The sequence below is a fragment of the Methylobacterium mesophilicum SR1.6/6 genome (assembly GCF_000364445.2).
Classification (GTDB): Bacteria; Pseudomonadota; Alphaproteobacteria; order Rhizobiales; family Beijerinckiaceae; genus Methylobacterium; species Methylobacterium mesophilicum_A.
This window is the reverse complement of record NZ_CP043538.1, coordinates 2,004,386-2,019,341: the sequence shown is the minus strand read 5'-3', so window position 1 is coordinate 2,019,341 and position 14,956 is coordinate 2,004,386. Positions and strand designations below refer to the sequence as shown.

Below are 14,956 nucleotides of genomic sequence, written 5' to 3'. Positions count from 1 at the left end.
CCGCGACGCGGTCCGGCCCGATCGACGGCCTAAGAGCCTGCGCGCGCGCATCTTCCTGCCCGACCGGCACCCGGCCCGAGCGCGCCCTCACTGGCACCTGCGGGCGCATGCCCCGTGCTGTCAAGGCTGGCAGGTGGGCACGCGGGACGCGGAACGCAAATGCGGCGGCGCGCCTCAGCGGACGCGCTCCCAGTCGACGAACGCGAAGGCGTGCTCGTCGCGGGGACCGGCCGGGTGCGCCTCGCGGAAGGTCTCGCGGAACCGGGCGCGGTCGAAATCCGGGAATCGCACGTCGCCCTCCGGGTCGGCCGCGACCTCGGTGAGATGGAGGCGGTCGGCCTCGGGGAGCGCGAGGGCGTAGATCTCGGCGCCGCCCACCACCATCAGTTCCTCTCCGGACGCGGCCGCCAGCGCGTCGTCCCAGCCGTGGACGACCTCCGCCCCCTCGGCCCGGAAGCCGCGGTCGCGGGTGAGCACCAGCGACCGCCGTCCCGGCAGCGGCCGGCCGATCGAGTCCCAGGTGCGCCGGCCCATCAGCATCGGCTTGCCCATGGTGAGCGCCTTGAACCGCTTCAGGTCGCTGGAGAGGTGCCAGGCGAGGCCGTTGTCGCGGCCGATGACGCCGTTGCGGGCGACGGCCACGACCAGGGAGACGCGCGGCCTCATACCGCGACCGGGGCCGCGATGGCCGGGTGCGGGTCGTAGCCCTCGACGGCGAAGTCCTCGTACCGGAAGGCGAACAGGTCCCGCACCGCCGGGTTGAGCCGCAGTCGCGGCAGGGGGCGCGGCTCCCGGGTCAGGAGGGTGCGGGTCTGCTCCAGGTGGTTCCGGTAGAGATGCGCGTCGCCGAAGGTGTGGACGAAGTCCCCCACCCCGAGGCCGGCCACCTGCGCGATCATGTGGGTCAGGAGCGCGTAGCTCGCGATATTGAACGGCACCCCGAGGAAGACGTCCGCCGAGCGCTGGTAGAGCTGGCAGGAGAGCCGCCCCTCGCTCACGTAGAACTGGAACAGGCAGTGGCAGGGGGCGAGCGCCATCCGGTCGAGGTCGGCCGGGTTCCAGGCGGAGACGATCAGCCGGCGGGAATCGGGGTTGCGCCGGATCTCGTCCAGCACACCGGCGATCTGGTCGACGGTGCCGCCGCCGGGCTTCTCCCAGGAGCGCCATTGCTTGCCGTAGACCGGGCCGAGATCGCCGTTCGCGTCGGCCCACTCGTCCCAGATCGTCACGCCGTTCGCCCGCAGCGCGGCCACGTTGGTGTCGCCGGCCAGGAACCAGAGGAGCTCGTGGATGATCGAGCGCAGGTGCAGCCGCTTCGTGGTGACGAGGGGGAAGCCCGCCGACAGGTCGAAGCGCATCTGGTGGCCGAAGACCGAGAGCGTCCCGGTGCCGGTGCGGTCGTCCTTGGCCACGCCCTCGTCGAGGATGCGCCGGAGCAGGTCCTGATAAGCGTCCATCGGCCATTCCTGCGCGTCGGCGCGCCGGCCGGCAAGCGCGCCGCCGACATCTGTCCACCGCCGTCACCCCATGCCTTCAAGCCGGCCACAGAAGGTAGCTCACGAGGGCGAGGTTCGACCAGCCATGCAGGGCGATGCAGGGCCAGAGGCGGCCGGTGCGCCATCGCAGCCAGCCGAGCGCGAGGGCGAGCGGCAGAAGCGAGACCGGCCGGGCCAATCCCCAGGACGAGATGTGGGCGGCCGCGAAGACGATCGCCGTGACCAGGATCGCCCCCACGGGACCGACCGCGGCCTGGGCACGGGCGAAGGACTCGCCGCGCAGCAGCAACTCCTCGGCCACCGGTGCCAGGATCGCCAGATAGGCGAGCCACGCGGCCACCGCGGCCTGGCTCATGAACGGCGACAGCCGCACGTGCTGTCCGAAGCTGGCCCCGAACAGCTCGGCCGTGCCGGTCACCCAGGCGATGTGCAGCACCGGCCAGACGAGGAGCAGGACGAGCAGCGCGACGGGCCGCATCCCGTTGGGGCGCTCCCGGTCCAGGGCGAGGCGGCGGCGCCAGCCCGCCCGATCGCGCCACCACGCGCCGCCGAGCACCAGCAGGGCGAGGAAGACCTGCCGCAGGGCGTCGACCGCGAAGGCGCGGTGGGCGAGCTCCACCGCGCCGAGGAAGGGCCGCCGCTCCGGGGGCAGGAACGGGTCGATCCCGTTCCACAGGTCGAACCCGACGCGCACACTGGCGAGCGAGAGCAGGCTCGCCGCACCGAGATAGAGGATGACGAGGGCGACCAGGGCGCCGAGACGCCAGGTCGCCGACCAGATGCGGTCGAGCCGCCCCGGATCCGGCGGCGCGTCGAGGCGCGGCTGCGCGCTTCCGGCAACAGCCTCGCCCGGAGGCTCCAAATGAGACAGCGGCGCGACACGATCGGGCTTCAAAACCGGACCGATCCCCTCTATATCTCGGGAGCCGGTCGCGAGGCCGGCTATGGCGATAAACGTTCTTCGCAATAAACCTATCGGACCCGGGGGCGGTACCCGGCGCCTCCACCTGAGCCCAGGACATGCTGCCGCAAGGCGCGTGACACCGGCCTGGGCTTCGGCGGGGGCGAAATAGGATCGACGAGGGCGTAAAGGTTGAGCTTTCGCTCGGCATGGTTCCGCCGTTATCGGGCCTTTGCAATAGTTGCCAACGACAACTTTGCTCCGGTAGCGGTGGCCGCGTAAGCGGTCCCCAATACCGACCTGAAGTCCTAGCGGGTAGCACCGCATAGGCGGGGTTCGGAGGCACCTGGCAACAGAAGCCTCTACGTGAATCTCTCGGTCCGGCCATCCGCGGCGGGGCGCCGGGCAGTCCGGGGCAAGAGCGCGACCGCAGATGGCAGACGACCTGATCCGCTACGATCTCTTGGTGCAAGACGCCCTGCGCGGCGTGGTGCGCAAGGTGCTGACCGACGCGGCCCGCGAGGGGTTGCTGGGCGAGCACCACTTCTACGTCTCGTTCCGCACCGAGGCGCCCGGCGTGCGGATGTCGCAGGCCCTGCGCGAGAAGTACCCGCAGGATATGACCATCGTCCTGCAGCACCAGTTCTGGGACCTCAACGTCACCGAGCACGCCTTCGAGGTCGGCCTGTCCTTCTCGGGCGTGCCGGAGCGGCTGCTGGTGCCGTTCGAGGCCCTGTCGGGCTTCTTCGACCCGTCGGTGCAGTTCGGCCTGAAGTTCGACCTCAGCGAGGCGGGCGAGACCCCAGAAGAGGCGAACGCCGCCCCGGCCAAGGCCGGTCCGCGCGGCGCGGGCTCCGAGCCCGGCGAGGTCCGCCCGAAGGGCGGCGGGCTCGCCACGATCGGCGCGGGCGCCCCGAAGGGTCTGCCAGCGCCTGCGGCCGACAAGCCCGACGAGAAGGCACCCCGCCCCGCCGCCAAGAAGGAGGGCGAGGAGGGCAGCGCCGAGGTCGTGAGCCTGGACGCGTTCCGCAAGAAGAGCTGAACGCGCCGGGCTGAATCGACGGCCCGAGGGTTCAGGAAGGGACGAGAGTCCTGCGCAGCCGGGCCTGTCGGCGAGCGCGCGCGAAGCGCTTCGACGAAGGCGTGAAACTGACCGCGTCATTTTATAGCCACGGCGATCCTGCGCTGGGACGGCGTTCATCACGCCGCCCGTCCAGCATCCCCCAGATATGCTGACCAACAGGGGTTGGACTTCCCGACGAGCGGCCCTGCTCCCGCATCCGATCGGACGGACCGCGATTCGGTTGTTCCTTCGGACTGAGGATTCGCCGGATGCGCCCTTCGTCATCACGAGCGAAGCGAAGTGACCCAGGGCGGCGCAACCTCGAACAACGAGGCGCCGACTGGATTGCTTCGCTTCGCTCGCAAGGAAGGGCGCCGGTGCAACGAGCCGCGTAGAGATTTCCGAATCGTGTCGATGCCGGTCGTCCAGCAGTACTCTCACAAACCGGCAGGACTCAGATGATCACGGGCTCAGTAGTTTGACGAAGGCCGCCCCCGCGCCGAAGAAGGCGGCCGCCGCCGCCATGCCGGCGAACGCGATCGAGAGCGGGGCCAGGACGCGGTCCCGACCGAGCTTCAGCGTCTCGGCGTGCAGCTTCGCCGCCTCCGCCTGAAGCTTGGTTTGCTCGTCAATCAGCTTGCGCTGCTCGGCGACGAACTTTTCTGTCTCGGCGTTGGAGCGCAGGACGCGGGCGACCTGCTCGGCGTAATCCAGCGTCGCGGGGGCAGCGGTATCGGCCATCGCGGGTCGTGCCTAATTCCAAGCCACGGCGACTCTCTCGTTCCTCGTCGCAATGTGCGAACCCACAGGGGTCCCGTCAACGCGCTCAAACCCGCCCCTCGGCCTCCATCCGCAAGCCGTGCTCCGGCCGCAGCGTCACGCGGTGGAGCGGCGTAACCGGCGGGTGATCCTCGGGCAGACGGAAGCGCACCGCCCGGACGATATGCGCCAGCAGAATCACCGCCTCCTGAACCGAGAAACTCTGGCCGATGCAGACCCGCGGTCCCGCCCCGAACGGCAGGTAGGCGAAGCGCGGGATGCTTTCGCGCGCGCCCGGCAGGAAGCGCTCCGGCACGAAGGCTTCCGGATCCTCCCAGAGCAGGTGGTGGCGGTGGAGCACCCAGGGCGCCACCAGCACCATCGAGCCCCGCGGTACCTTGATCCGGCCGAACCGATCGTCGCGGACCGCCTGGCGGCTGAGGAACGGCACCGGTGGGAACAGCCGCATCGCCTCCTCGATCGCCGCCCGGGTGAACGGCAGCCGCTCCGCGGCGAAATCACCGGGCCCGGCGGCGTCGACCTCGGCCTCGATCCGCGCCTGGGCGGCCGGATCCTGCGAGAGGCAGTAGAGCGTCCAGGTCAGGGAATTGGCCGTCGTCTCGTGGCCGGCGGCGATGAAGGTGACGATATTGGCCTTCACGGCGAGATCCGAGAGGCCGTTACCGGTCTCCGGATCCTGCGCGGCGAGCAGCAGCGTCAGCAGATCCCGGGGGGCCTCGCCCCGGTCCATCAGCGCCTTGCGCCGGGCGATCAGTTCGTCGACCACCTCGGCGAAGAAGCGTCCCGCCGGGCGGGCACGCAGGCGGCCGATTCGCGGCACGAATTCAGGCACGCCGAACACGTCGAGGGGGTCGATCGGCCCCACCGCCTCCAGGAAGCGGGTGATGGCGCGCCCGAGGGCGTCCGGGTCGCTGGGCAGGCCGTGGGTGAAGATCGTCCGCTCCAGCACATCGAGGGTGACGCGGGTCATCTCCAGGGCAACGTCGACCTGCTTGCCCGCGCGGCGGGCAAGGCGGCGCCCCAGGCGCGCGCCGGCGGCATTCATCGCCTCGGAGAAGCCCTGCACCGTGCGGGCGTTGAAGATCGGCGCCAGCGTCCGGCGCTGGAGCCGCCACTCGTCGCCCTCGGCGCTGAGCAGGCCGTTGCCGAGGCCCGGGGCGAGCACGCGCCGCTGGAGATCGTCCTTGCGGTAGTTCTCGGGGTTCTCGATCAGCAGGTAGCGGATCAGCGCCGGATCGCTCACCACGGTGATCCGGCCCATCGCGCCCTCGGCCGCCACGACCGGCAGCTTGAAATGCGCGTCCATCCAGGTGGTGATCGGATTCTTCCGCGCAGCCTTCAGGAACGCGAACAGGCCGAGCGGCTCGCGCAGGGGCGGCGGCACGGCGGGGCGGAACCGGGTGGCGGGCTCGGGCAGGTCGATCGTCGCGCTCATCGGCTCCTTATCCGGCGGGAACAGAGCCCCGCCCTTGTCGGCGCGCCGGGAAAACCGGCATCGCGATTCCCCCGCGCCTCATTTAAGTAGGCACCGCACTGCACCAGACGTAGAGGCCACGATGTCGCCCACCGAGACCGCCACCCGCACCGAGTCCGACACCTTCGGGCCGATCGAGGTTCCGGCGCATCGCTACTGGGGCGCGCAGACGCAGCGCTCGATCCAGAACTTCAAGATCGGTACCGACCGGATGCCCGCGCCGCTGGTCCACGCCCTCGGGGTGGTGAAGCAGGCCGCCGCCCTGGTGAACAAGGATCTCGGCGCCCTCGACGCGAAGCTCGCCGACGCCATCGCAGCCTCGGCCGCCGAGGTGGTCGAGGGCCGCTACGACGACGAGTTCCCGCTGGTCATCTACCAGACCGGCTCGGGCACCCAGTCGAACATGAACGCCAACGAGGTGATCGCGAGCCTCGCCAACGAGCGGCTCGGCGGCCAGCGCGGCGGCAAGTCGCCGGTCCACCCGAACGACCATTGCAACCGCGGCCAATCCTCCAACGACACCTTCCCGACCGCGATGCACATCGCGGTGGCGCGGGAGATCCAGGGTCGCCTGCTGCCGGCGCTCTCCCACCTGCACGGGGCGCTCGACGCCAAGGCCAAGGCGTTCGACGCGATCGTCAAGATCGGCCGGACGCACCTGCAGGACGCCACCCCCGTCTCGCTGGGGCAGGAATTCTCCGGCTATGTGGCGCAGGTGGCGCTCGGCGGCTCGCGCATCGCCGCGACCCTGCCGGGCGTCCTGGCGCTCGCCCAGGGCGGCACCGCGGTCGGCACCGGCCTCAACGCCCATCCGGAATTCGCCGAGCGCTTCGCCGCCAAGGTCGCGGAGCTGACCGGCCTGCCGTTCACGTCCGCCGAGAACAAGTTCGAGGCGCTCGCCACCCATGACGCCCTGGTGTTCACGCAGGGGGCGCTGTCGGCGCTCGCCGCCGGCCTGTTCAAGATCGCCCAGGACATCCGCTTCCTCGGCTCGGGCCCCCGCTCCGGCCTCGGCGAGCTGTCGCTCCCCGAGAACGAGCCCGGCTCCTCGATCATGCCCGGCAAGGTCAACCCGACCCAGTGCGAGGCCCTGACCATGGTCTGCGCCCAGGTGATCGGCAACGGCACCACGGTGAGCTTCGCCGGCAGCCAGGGCAATTTCGAGCTCAACGTGTTCAAGCCTGTGATCGCCAACGCGGTGCTGCAGTCGATCCGGCTGCTCGCCGACGCGGCGGTGAGCTTCACCGACAATTGCGTGGTCGGCATCAAGGCCAACGAGGACAAGATCGCCGACCTGATGAGCCGCTCGCTCATGCTGGTGACGGCGCTGGCTCCCTCGATCGGCTACGACAAGGCCGCCGAGATCGCCAAGACGGCGCACAAGAACGGCACCACCCTCAAGGAGGAGGCCCTGCGCCTCGGCTACGTCACCGAGGCGGAGTTCGAGCGCGTGGTCCGGCCGGAGACCATGCTGGCGCCGAGCGCCGATTGAGGTTTGGGATTCGCCGGCGCGGGGTTTCCTGCGCCGGTCACGGGAGGCGATCCATGGCCGAGATCATCAACCTGCGTCAGGTCCGCAAGGCGAAGGCCCGCGCCGAGGCCGACACGAAGGCCGACTCCAACCGGATCGCCTTCGGCCAGCCGAAGAAGGCCAAGACCCTCCAGCAGCGCCGCAAGGCCCTGGAGACCGAGCGCCACGAGGGCCACCGCCTGGAGCGGCGCGAGCCGGACCCTGACCCGGCGGGCTGAGAGCGGATCCGGATGCAGCAGCCCCACCGTCTGTGCGCGCGGCGCGAAGCAAGGACGGAACGCGTCGCCGCCTCGCCATGAGCGCCGGCATCACCAAGCGCTCCGTGATGATCGCGGGTCACCGCACCAGCGTGTCGCTGGAGGATCCGTTCTGGGCCGCGCTGCGGGAAATCGCGGCGGCCCAGGGCCAGTCGGTCCAGGCGCTCGTCGGCAGCATCGACGCCGGGCGCGGCGCGCAGAACCTGTCCTCGGCGATCCGCGTGTTCGTGCTCGATGCGGTGCGCGGGGGCGCGATCCCGGAAACGTGAGCGCTTCCTGCGCGCTTCGCGCTTCTGATCCCGGATGCCTTGTGACATCTGCGTGACAAAACCACGCAGGAAGGACATCCCATGGCCAACCGAGAGCCGCTGCTCAGACCCATCCCGATCGCGGAGCTGCGCCCGACGCAGATGACCGTGGGCTGCCGGGAGGTAGCGGAGAAGCGGAAGCGCTGGCGGGAGTACGACGGGGAGAAGAAGAAGGAATTCCTCGGCGCCCACATGATTCCGACCCTGCTCGGGCCGAAGAAAAACCACTACCTCATCGATCACCACCACCTCGCCCGCGCCCTGCTCGAAGAAGGCGTGGAGCACGTGCTGGTGACGGTGGTGGCCGACCTGCACGACCTCGAGAAGGAGGCGTTCTGGACGGTCTGCGATCACAAGTCCTGGGTGCATCCCTACGACGCCGAGGGCGTGCGCCAGCACTTCAAGGACATCCCGAAGTCGATCGACGCCCTGGCGGACGATCCCTACCGCAGCCTCGCGGGCGAGCTGCGCCGGGCCGGCGGCTTCGCCAAGGACACGACCCCGTTCAGCGAGTTCCTGTGGGCCGATTTCCTGCGGCGCAACATCAAGGAGAAGCGCATCGAGAACGACTTCTCCGACGCGCTGGAGAAGGCCCTGTCGCTGGCCAAGTCCAAGCACGCCGGCTACCTCCCGGGCTGGTGCGGGCCCTCGGGCGGGTGAGCGGCCGTCGCGCTCAGATCCCCCAATACGGCGCGGCGTCGTAGTAGCGGTGGATGCGCTCCTCCCAGGCGCCGTCCTCGGAGGGTTCGGTGCCCTCTGGGGTGCGGGCGGGGGCGGCGCGCAGCTGCGCCTCCGTGATGTCGACCACATAGGCGTCCTGCCGCGGCTCGAAGCGCAGCACCGACCAGGGCAGCGTGTAGAACTCCTCGCCCAGGCCCAGGAACCCGCCGAAGCTCATCACCGCGTAGGCCACGCGTCCGGAAGCCTTGTCGAGCATCAGGCGCTCGATCCGGCCGACCCGGGTCCCGTCCGGACGGCGGACATCCGTCCCGATGACGCGGTCGCTGGCGATCAGGCTCCGGGGCTGCCGGGCCGTGGATGGGCCGGGTGCCGGATCCCCGGTCGCGGCGCGTCCCGTGGCGGATTGACCGGTCGCCGTCATCGTCGCCTCCCTGCGGTGATCGCCGCGCCCGAGAGCCCGGCCCGTCTGCCCGAAAAACGCCCCGGCGCCGGGCGACGTTCCGGTGCGCGCCCGCGCCCGCCACCTCCAGCTGGACGAACAGCCCCCGCATGCCGATGCCGCGTCTCGCCCACAGCCTCGCGCTCGCCGCCCTGCTCCTGCCCGCCGCCGCAGGCGCCCAGGACCGCGGCAGCGTCAACCCGAAGCCGCTGCCGCCGCTGGAACATCCGGACGCGCCCTCGACCCCCGCCAAGGCCCTGTTCGGCCGGGTCAGCCGGGCCTCCTCCGGCCCGGCGCATATCTACGGCTTCTACGCCAAGGGCTGTTTCTCCGGGGGCGAGGCCCTGCCGCTCGACGGGCCGAACTGGCAGGTCATGCGCCCGTCCCGCAACCGGATGTGGGGCACGCCCTACCTCGTCGATTTCATCGAGCGGCTGTCGCAGAAGGCCGCCCGGGTCGGCTGGCCCGGCCTGCTCGTGGGCGACATGGCCCAGCCCCGGGGTGGCCCGATGATCACCGGCCACGCCTCGCACCAGATCGGCATCGACGCCGACGTCTGGCTGACGCCGATGCCCGACCACCGCATGAGCCGGGCGGAGCGCGAGGAGACCTCGGCCACCGACATGGTCCGCCGCGACCGCCTCGACATCGATCCGGAGGTCTGGACGCCGACGCATCTGCAGTTGATCAAGCTCACCGCCGAGCAGCCGGAGGTGGAGCGCATCTTCGTCAACGCGGCGATCAAGAAGGCGCTCTGCCGGGACGCGTCGGGCAGCCGGTGGATGTCCAAGGTGCGCCCGATGTACGGGCACAACTACCACTACCATATCCGCCTCTCCTGCCCGGCCGGACAGGAGGATTGCCAGCCGCAGGGCGCGCCACCCTCGGGCGACGGCTGCGACGACCTCGGCTACTGGTTCTCGGACGCGGTGCTGCACCCGAAGCCCCCGAAGGTGCCGCCGAAGCCGAAGCCCGCCATGACCATGGCGGCGCTCCCCGCCGCCTGCCGGGTGGTGCTGAAGGCGCCGTAGGCGCGGGCCGAGAAGTCGGGTCGACGAGACTGGGCCACCTTTGATCGGCAACCCCGTCATTCCGGGACTGCGCAGCAGGGCCCGGAATGCCGGTGGGGTCGTCAAACGGACATTGACACACCGAAGCGTTGCGATGCGTGAGCCCGACTTAGTAGCCCTGGCCGTCGGTGCGCGACCGGTTCGGCTCTCTGCCCCGATGTGCTAACGCCCCGGGATGCCCCGCTGGCTCTTCATCCTCCTCGCCGTCGCCGTCGCCCTCTCGGTGCTGGGCAGCGTGCTGATCGTGCTGCGCAGCCCGAACAGCACGCCGCCGCTGGGGACGCACGCGCCGAGCCCCGCCGCGCAGCCGCGGCCCGGCGGGAACCCGTGACGGTCAGGCGGCGACGCCGGTCCCCACCGGGCAGCTGACGCCGGTGCCACCCAGGCCGCAATAGCCGCCCGGGTTCTTGGCGAGGTACTGCTGGTGGTAGCCCTCCGCGAAGTAGAAGTGCTCCAGCGGCTTGATCTCGGTGGTCACGTCCGGGAAGCCGCGTTCGCGCAACGCCTCGGCATAGGCCTCGCGCACCGCCCGCGCGGTCGCCTCCTGCGCGGGGCCGTTCGTGTAGATGCCCGAGCGATACTGCGTGCCGACATCGTTGCCCTGGCGCATGCCCTGGGTCGGGTCGTGGCTCTCGAAGAAGGTCCGCAGCACCGAATCCAGCGGCAGCACCGCCGGGTCGAAGGCCACCAGCACCACCTCGTTGTGGCCGGTCTGGCCGGTGCAGACCTCCTCGTAGGTCGGGTTCGGCGTGTAGCCGCCGGCATAGCCCACCGCGGTCACGAACACGCCCGCGGGCAGTTGCCAGAATCGGCGCTCGGCACCCCAGAAGCAGCCGAGGCCGAGCACGATCGTCTCGGTGCCGGGCGGATAGGGACCTTTGAGCGGGTTGCCGTTCACGTAATGGGTCTCGGCGGTGGGGAGCGGCGTCGGGCGCCCCGGCAGGGCCTCCGCGGGGCTGGGCATCTCGGGGCGCTTGCGGAACAGGAACATCGGCTTGCCTTCCGGTCTCTCGATGTCCCAGATATGGGGAGTCCGACGCCCGCGAGAAAGCGGCGCGGGACCGATCAGGCGCCCCGGTCCATCGCAACCGCCTTGAAACCTGTGGTGAGGGGCTGGACCTCGCACGCAATTTCCGGCTTGTAACGGCAGCGGGTTACGGCCAACGTGCCGCCGCGAGGGGCTGAAACCGCATGGAACTGGGCTGGACCACCACGAGTCACGTGCTGGACAACCTCAAGGCGGATTCGCATCCGGGGGACCCGTTCGCCGCCGCCGTGCGGGCGACGCGGATGCCGATGATCGTCACGGATCCGCGCCAGTTCGACAACCCGATCGTGTTCGCCAACGACTCCTTCCTGAAGCTCACCGGCTACACGCGGATGGAGGTGACGGGCCGCAATTGCCGGTTCCTCCAGGGGCCGGAGACCGACCTCGAGGCGGTCGACCGCCTCCGGGAGGCGATCCGGCAGGAAGTCGACATCAGGGTCGATCTGCTCAACTACCGCAAGGACGGCTCGACCTTCCACAACGCCCTGTATGTCGGACCGGTCAGGGACGCGGAGGGCAAGCTCGTCTACTTCTTCGCCTCGCAGGTCGACGTCAGCGAGCACTACGCGCTCACGGCCGAGATCGCGCGGCTCAGGGACGAGCTCGCCGAGGCCCGGGCGGGGCGCGGCGACCGGTAGGGCCGGACGCGGGCCATCCCGTCAGGGCTTGGTCAGGAAGCCGATCGGCTCCCGGCCGGGCTGGCCGAGCCAGAGCAGCACCGCGCCGAGCCCCAGCCCGATCAGCGAGGCCGGCGCCAGGGTGAGCGGCAGGCCCAGGATGTGCCAGAGCCACGGCGCCGCCCCCTCCACGCTGCCCTGCAGGGCGCCCGCCCTGTCCTTGAACAGGATCGCGATCACGTCGGAGAGGGACGTCACCCGCAGGCCGTTGTTGGCGATCGAGCGGGCGCCGTCATAGACCAGCGCGACGAAGCCGCCGGCCATCAGCAGGAAACCCAGGACACGGGCCAGGAAGCGGAACATCGCGGGATCTTCTGAGCCTTGCCGTGCGAGCCTTGCCGTGCGTGCCGTGCGGTCCGGCTGCCGCTGCGTCCGTCAGGGAGTATGGGCCCGCGCCGCCCGGCGCAAGCGCTGCCATCATGCCTCGGCCGCCTGCGGTTGCCGGTGCGCCGGGCCCGTGCCACAGCAGCGCCGGCGGCGGCGGGCCGTGCGGGAATGGTCGGCCTTGGACGCGCGTGCGACGAAACTCGGCCTCGTGATCTTCGATTGCGACGGCGTTCTGGTCGACAGCGAGCCCCTGAGCCTCGCCTGCCTCACCGCCGGCCTGAACCGCATCGGCGTGCCGATCGACCTCGCCACCGTGCGGGCGCGCTTCACCGGCACCTCCATGGTGTCCATCATGGGGCACATCGCCCGCGATTACGGGATCACGGCGCCGGCGGACTTCGTGGAGGGTGTGAAGGCCGAGACCCTGGCGCTGTTCGATGCCGAGCTGCGGGCGATGCGGGGCGTCGCCCAGGCGGTGGCGTCGCTGCACCTGCCGGTCTGCGTGGCCTCGAGCAGCGATCCGGTGCGGCTGCGCCATTCCCTGACCCTGACCGGATTGCTGCCGCTGTTCGGCGACCACGTCTTCTCCTCGGCGCAGGTCGCGCGGGGCAAGCCCTTTCCCGACCTGTTCCTGTTCGCCGCCAGCCGCATGGAAGTCGCGCCCGCCGGGTGCCTGGTGATCGAGGACAGCGTGCCGGGTGTCACGGCGGCGCGGAGCGCCGGCATGCGGGTCGCCGGCTTCACCGGCGGCGGCCACTGGGGCCACGATCCCGCGGGCGCCGACCTCCTGCGGGCGGGCGCGGACCGGATCTTCTCGGATTTCTCCGACCTCCCCGCCGTGCTCGCCGCCGCCTGAACGGTCCAGCCTCCCCGAGCCCCGGACGGGACCAGCTTCCTGCCAAGCGCGGCCGCAAAATCGGAAGTCCGTTCCGTTGACGGTCCGCGGCGGCGCCTCCATCTTCAGGGATGCCCGGCGCCGATGAATGCAACCCTGCGTCGTCCACCCGGGCCGCGGTGATTTGAGAAGCGTAGCTTGCGCCGCGTCATCAAACGCTAAAGCACTGCGACGGCCCCGCCCCGCGCGGTCCTTCAGTCTGGAGGACATTCGATGGTGATCCGACTCCGTTCGTTCGCACGCTCCCTCGCGACCTGCTCCCAGGCCTGGCGCTGTCGACGCTGACGCGCCGACCATCACGCAGCCTTCATCGCGATCCGGCATGGCTTCACGCCGGCCCAGGGAGTTCCAAGCTCATGTCCAGTCTCTCAGCAGAGTTGGCGCCCGAAGACCGCTTCGACGCCGCCGAACCCGCGCGGGTCATCGAGATCGGCGAGATCACCGCCGGGATCGCCGTGCCGGAGGGCCGCGGCGTGCGGTTCTTCTCATCGGCGCGCGATTTCGACGGCCTTGATGGCGCGGTGTTCCGCACGACCGCGCAGGCGGCCCGCGCCGCCCGCGAGCGCGTGAGCGCGCGCGCGCCGTCGACCGCCCGGCCGGATCGGGCCCGCCTCCGCCGCGCCTGATCGGCGCGCCACTCGGGCCTGACCGGCGCGCTACTTGGCGCACTCGTCGCGCGTGCGCTTCATCGCCTCCGCGAACCCGCCGAGGGCGTACTCGTCGCTCGTCGGGTTCCCGCGCATCGAGGTGGTCTTGATCACGAGCTTCGGGTTGCGGGCGCTCATCTCCGAGACGACCCGCGCCTCCTCGGCCGGGTTCTGCAGCCACGCATTCCCGTCCTTCACCACGAGGCCGTAGCGGCTGGCGCCGAGATTGAGGCTCGGATCGGTCGGCGCGGCGGCGGAGCCGGGTCTCGTTTGGGAGGCCGCGGGCTTCGACGGGAAGCCCAGCATCACCGCCACCTCGTTCTGCACGTTCTCGCCCTTGCGGACGCTCACGAACAGGTAGGCGGTGTCGCGCTTCAGGGTCTTGGGCGAGCGCGTCTGCGGCTGGGCGATGGCGTAGCAGAGCTTGTTCCGGCCGTCGCCGTTCACGAACACGTTCCAGTCGCCGAAGATCGCCACGGGGGTGGCCTGCTGCATGCCCGGCGGCGTGCTCGCCTTCCTCTCCGCCGGCCGAGCCCGCTCGCGTCCGCGCCGCCGCCCACGGCGGGCGGGCGCCGCATCCTCGGCCCCCGACGCGGGCGCGGCTTCCTGGGCCGAGGCGGCTGTCACGGACAGGGGCACGCCGCCGAGCCCTCCGACGAGCGCAGGTGCGAGCCCCGATGCGAGCAGGGCGAGGGCTCCGACCGGGTTCAGGCGGGTGACGCGGACCATCTTCACTTCCTAACGACGGGCGGCACCGCGAGGCGCCGGACCGGGGTTCGGGATTAGTGAAGCTTGCGTAAAGCGTCGGCAAGATGGCGGTGGGCGTTACGCCCCCGGGACAGCGCGGACCGGCGCCTCAAAGCGCGCGGGCCTCCGTGGCCAGGGCGGCGATGACCGCGGCCGGCACCGCGATGGGCTCGACCACCGGTCCGGCGGGCGTCGCGATCGCGTTCGGCTGGGGTGGCGCGGCGCGCAGGGGGATCGGTTCCCTGCGAGGCGGATCGTTGTAGGGGGTGTTGTAGCCCTTGCGCACGGCCGCCCAGTAGGAGTCCCGCGTCAGGCCCGAACCGGTCAAAGCGGCATCGATCATGGCCGTGGCGTGTGCCGCGTAATCCGGCACGTCCTCCGGGTTCAGCCAACTCTCGACAGGCATCCTGCGAACTCCGATCCAAACGGCGAAGCTTGTAGCTGAGTGGACTTAGCCAGAGCCTGAACGCGCGGGCCGGGAGATGGTTGCAATGCACAATTCCGGTGGAGAGCTGTGGGAAAGTCGGCGTTACCGATCACCGGACGATCGCCGCGCCGTCACGGCCCGCATCCTCCAGAATGCGCAGCGCAGGCTGTTGCGGCTCAAGGAGTCAC

General features: G+C 70.6%; 20 protein-coding genes and 1 other RNA gene. 11 read left to right on the top strand and 10 right to left on the bottom strand.

All coding sequences use genetic code 11. The features are described 5' to 3' along the window. Nucleotides 1–174: 174 nt before the first annotated feature. From MMSR116_RS09505 to MMSR116_RS09495, 3 genes are all read right to left on the bottom strand, one after another. Nucleotides 175–666, bottom strand: coding sequence for a dihydrofolate reductase (locus MMSR116_RS09505; protein WP_010684897.1), 492 nt, complete (start codon nt 664–666; stop codon nt 175–177). After that, nucleotides 663–1,457, bottom strand: a complete 795-nt coding sequence (locus MMSR116_RS09500; protein ID WP_010684896.1) for a thymidylate synthase — start codon at nt 1,455–1,457, stop codon at nt 663–665. Before MMSR116_RS09500 ends, MMSR116_RS09505 begins: the two co-directional genes overlap by 4 nt. A gap of 76 nt (nt 1,458–1,533) precedes the next feature. After that, nucleotides 1,534–2,391, bottom strand: a complete 858-nt coding sequence (locus MMSR116_RS09495) for a CPBP family intramembrane glutamic endopeptidase (RefSeq protein ID WP_010684895.1) — start codon at nt 2,389–2,391, stop codon at nt 1,534–1,536. Between MMSR116_RS09495 and ssrA the strand changes: the two genes are divergently transcribed. Together ssrA and MMSR116_RS09485 are read left to right on the top strand one after the other, a co-directional pair. Next, nucleotides 2,383–2,764, top strand: a transfer-messenger RNA (tmRNA) gene (gene ssrA, locus MMSR116_RS09490). The two genes, MMSR116_RS09495 and ssrA, sit on opposite strands and share 9 nt — an antisense overlap. A 66-nt stretch (nt 2,765–2,830) precedes the next feature. After that, nucleotides 2,831–3,439 (top strand): SspB family protein, encoded by a 609-nt coding sequence (locus tag MMSR116_RS09485; protein WP_010684894.1) that lies wholly within the window; start codon nt 2,831–2,833, stop codon nt 3,437–3,439. 483 nt (nt 3,440–3,922) lie between these two features. On the opposite strand, the gene MMSR116_RS09480 is transcribed toward MMSR116_RS09485, so the two are convergent. Beyond that, the gene (locus MMSR116_RS09480; RefSeq protein ID WP_010684893.1) at nt 3,923–4,201 is read right to left on the bottom strand and encodes a hypothetical protein; all 279 of its coding nucleotides are present in this window, start codon (nt 4,199–4,201) and stop codon (nt 3,923–3,925) included. Nucleotides 4,202–4,286: 85 nt separating this feature from the next. Continuing rightward, nucleotides 4,287–5,675, bottom strand: coding sequence for a cytochrome P450 (locus tag MMSR116_RS09475; protein WP_010684892.1), 1,389 nt, complete (start codon nt 5,673–5,675; stop codon nt 4,287–4,289). 121 nt (nt 5,676–5,796) lie between these two features. On the opposite strand from MMSR116_RS09475, the gene fumC reads away from it, so the two are divergent. The 4 genes from fumC (at nt 5,797) to MMSR116_RS09455 (ending at nt 8,470) form a co-directional block, all read left to right on the top strand. Continuing rightward, on the top strand, nt 5,797–7,206 hold the full coding sequence (gene fumC, locus MMSR116_RS09470) for a class II fumarate hydratase (RefSeq protein WP_010684891.1): 1,410 nt from the start codon (nt 5,797–5,799) through the stop codon (nt 7,204–7,206). Nucleotides 7,207–7,259: 53 nt separating this feature from the next. Beyond that, the gene (locus tag MMSR116_RS09465; protein WP_010684890.1) at nt 7,260–7,463 is read left to right on the top strand and encodes a DUF4169 family protein; all 204 of its coding nucleotides are present in this window, start codon (nt 7,260–7,262) and stop codon (nt 7,461–7,463) included. A gap of 77 nt (nt 7,464–7,540) precedes the next feature. Next, a complete protein-coding gene (locus MMSR116_RS09460; RefSeq protein WP_010684889.1) occupies nt 7,541–7,771 on the top strand; it encodes a ribbon-helix-helix domain-containing protein in 231 nt (76 codons plus the stop codon). 81 nt (nt 7,772–7,852) lie between these two features. Then, nucleotides 7,853–8,470, top strand: a complete 618-nt coding sequence (locus tag MMSR116_RS09455; protein ID WP_010684888.1) for a ParB-like protein — start codon at nt 7,853–7,855, stop codon at nt 8,468–8,470. 13 nt (nt 8,471–8,483) lie between these two features. Here the strand turns inward: MMSR116_RS09455 and MMSR116_RS09450 are convergent, their stop codons facing one another. Next, the gene (locus MMSR116_RS09450) at nt 8,484–8,912 is read right to left on the bottom strand and encodes a PRC-barrel domain-containing protein (RefSeq protein WP_010684887.1); all 429 of its coding nucleotides are present in this window, start codon (nt 8,910–8,912) and stop codon (nt 8,484–8,486) included. Between the two features lie 128 nt (nt 8,913–9,040). On the opposite strand from MMSR116_RS09450, the gene mepA reads away from it, so the two are divergent. Both mepA and MMSR116_RS31340 read left to right on the top strand, forming a co-directional pair. Further along, nucleotides 9,041–9,961: a penicillin-insensitive murein endopeptidase gene (gene mepA / locus MMSR116_RS09445; protein ID WP_010684886.1), complete on the top strand. Its 921-nt coding sequence runs from the start codon at nt 9,041–9,043 to the stop codon at nt 9,959–9,961. 214 nt (nt 9,962–10,175) lie between these two features. After that, entirely contained in the window at nt 10,176–10,331 is a 156-nt protein-coding gene (locus MMSR116_RS31340) for a hypothetical protein (RefSeq protein ID WP_010684885.1), read from the top strand. Nucleotides 10,332–10,334: 3 nt separating this feature from the next. Here the strand turns inward: MMSR116_RS31340 and msrA are convergent, their stop codons facing one another. Then, nucleotides 10,335–10,991 (bottom strand): peptide-methionine (S)-S-oxide reductase MsrA, encoded by a 657-nt coding sequence (msrA, locus tag MMSR116_RS09440; protein ID WP_039893709.1) that lies wholly within the window; start codon nt 10,989–10,991, stop codon nt 10,335–10,337. A 200-nt stretch (nt 10,992–11,191) separates the two neighbouring features. On the opposite strand from msrA, the gene MMSR116_RS09435 reads away from it, so the two are divergent. Continuing rightward, complete coding sequence (locus MMSR116_RS09435; protein WP_010684883.1) at nt 11,192–11,686, top strand: PAS domain-containing protein; 495 nt, start codon at nt 11,192–11,194, stop codon at nt 11,684–11,686. Nucleotides 11,687–11,707: 21 nt separating this feature from the next. On the opposite strand, the gene MMSR116_RS09430 is transcribed toward MMSR116_RS09435, so the two are convergent. After that, on the bottom strand, nt 11,708–12,028 hold the full coding sequence (locus MMSR116_RS09430; RefSeq protein ID WP_010684882.1) for a hypothetical protein: 321 nt from the start codon (nt 12,026–12,028) through the stop codon (nt 11,708–11,710). Nucleotides 12,029–12,230: 202 nt separating this feature from the next. Here MMSR116_RS09430 and MMSR116_RS09425 point away from each other — a divergent pair, with 202 nt between their 5' ends. Together MMSR116_RS09425 and MMSR116_RS09420 are read left to right on the top strand one after the other, a co-directional pair. Continuing rightward, entirely contained in the window at nt 12,231–12,908 is a 678-nt protein-coding gene (locus MMSR116_RS09425; RefSeq protein WP_010684881.1) for an HAD family hydrolase, read from the top strand. 395 nt (nt 12,909–13,303) lie between these two features. Beyond that, on the top strand, nt 13,304–13,573 hold the full coding sequence (locus tag MMSR116_RS09420; RefSeq protein WP_010684880.1) for a hypothetical protein: 270 nt from the start codon (nt 13,304–13,306) through the stop codon (nt 13,571–13,573). A 30-nt stretch (nt 13,574–13,603) separates the two neighbouring features. Here the strand turns inward: MMSR116_RS09420 and MMSR116_RS09415 are convergent, their stop codons facing one another. Further along, nucleotides 13,604–14,323: a hypothetical protein gene (locus tag MMSR116_RS09415; protein ID WP_010684879.1), complete on the bottom strand. Its 720-nt coding sequence runs from the start codon at nt 14,321–14,323 to the stop codon at nt 13,604–13,606. A 127-nt stretch (nt 14,324–14,450) separates the two neighbouring features. Beyond that, the gene (locus MMSR116_RS09410) at nt 14,451–14,747 is read right to left on the bottom strand and encodes a hypothetical protein (protein WP_010684878.1); all 297 of its coding nucleotides are present in this window, start codon (nt 14,745–14,747) and stop codon (nt 14,451–14,453) included. Nucleotides 14,748–14,956 lie beyond the last annotated feature (209 nt).

Bases quoted from the DNA above. Each gene is read 5' to 3' on its own strand.
- MMSR116_RS09505 (WP_010684897.1), bottom strand. From the start codon at position 666: ATGAGGCCGCGCGTCTCCCTGGTCGTGGCCGTCGCCCGCAACGGCGTC.
- MMSR116_RS09500 (WP_010684896.1), bottom strand. From the start codon at position 1,457: ATGGACGCTTATCAGGACCTGCTCCGGCGCATCCTCGACGAGGGCGTG.
- MMSR116_RS09485 (WP_010684894.1), top strand. From the start codon at position 2,831: ATGGCAGACGACCTGATCCGCTACGATCTCTTGGTGCAAGACGCCCTG.
- MMSR116_RS09480 (WP_010684893.1), bottom strand. From the start codon at position 4,201: ATGGCCGATACCGCTGCCCCCGCGACGCTGGATTACGCCGAGCAGGTC.
- MMSR116_RS09475 (WP_010684892.1), bottom strand. From the start codon at position 5,675: ATGAGCGCGACGATCGACCTGCCCGAGCCCGCCACCCGGTTCCGCCCC.
- fumC (WP_010684891.1), top strand. From the start codon at position 5,797: ATGTCGCCCACCGAGACCGCCACCCGCACCGAGTCCGACACCTTCGGG.
- MMSR116_RS09465 (WP_010684890.1), top strand. From the start codon at position 7,260: ATGGCCGAGATCATCAACCTGCGTCAGGTCCGCAAGGCGAAGGCCCGC.
- MMSR116_RS09460 (WP_010684889.1), top strand. From the start codon at position 7,541: ATGAGCGCCGGCATCACCAAGCGCTCCGTGATGATCGCGGGTCACCGC.
- MMSR116_RS09455 (WP_010684888.1), top strand. From the start codon at position 7,853: ATGGCCAACCGAGAGCCGCTGCTCAGACCCATCCCGATCGCGGAGCTG.
- MMSR116_RS09450 (WP_010684887.1), bottom strand. From the start codon at position 8,912: ATGACGGCGACCGGTCAATCCGCCACGGGACGCGCCGCGACCGGGGAT.
- mepA (WP_010684886.1), top strand. From the start codon at position 9,041: ATGCCGATGCCGCGTCTCGCCCACAGCCTCGCGCTCGCCGCCCTGCTC.
- MMSR116_RS31340 (WP_010684885.1), top strand. From the start codon at position 10,176: ATGCCCCGCTGGCTCTTCATCCTCCTCGCCGTCGCCGTCGCCCTCTCG.
- msrA (WP_039893709.1), bottom strand. From the start codon at position 10,991: ATGTTCCTGTTCCGCAAGCGCCCCGAGATGCCCAGCCCCGCGGAGGCC.
- MMSR116_RS09435 (WP_010684883.1), top strand. From the start codon at position 11,192: ATGGAACTGGGCTGGACCACCACGAGTCACGTGCTGGACAACCTCAAG.
- MMSR116_RS09430 (WP_010684882.1), bottom strand. From the start codon at position 12,028: ATGTTCCGCTTCCTGGCCCGTGTCCTGGGTTTCCTGCTGATGGCCGGC.
- MMSR116_RS09420 (WP_010684880.1), top strand. From the start codon at position 13,304: ATGTCCAGTCTCTCAGCAGAGTTGGCGCCCGAAGACCGCTTCGACGCC.
- MMSR116_RS09415 (WP_010684879.1), bottom strand. From the start codon at position 14,323: ATGGTCCGCGTCACCCGCCTGAACCCGGTCGGAGCCCTCGCCCTGCTC.
- MMSR116_RS09410 (WP_010684878.1), bottom strand. From the start codon at position 14,747: ATGCCTGTCGAGAGTTGGCTGAACCCGGAGGACGTGCCGGATTACGCG.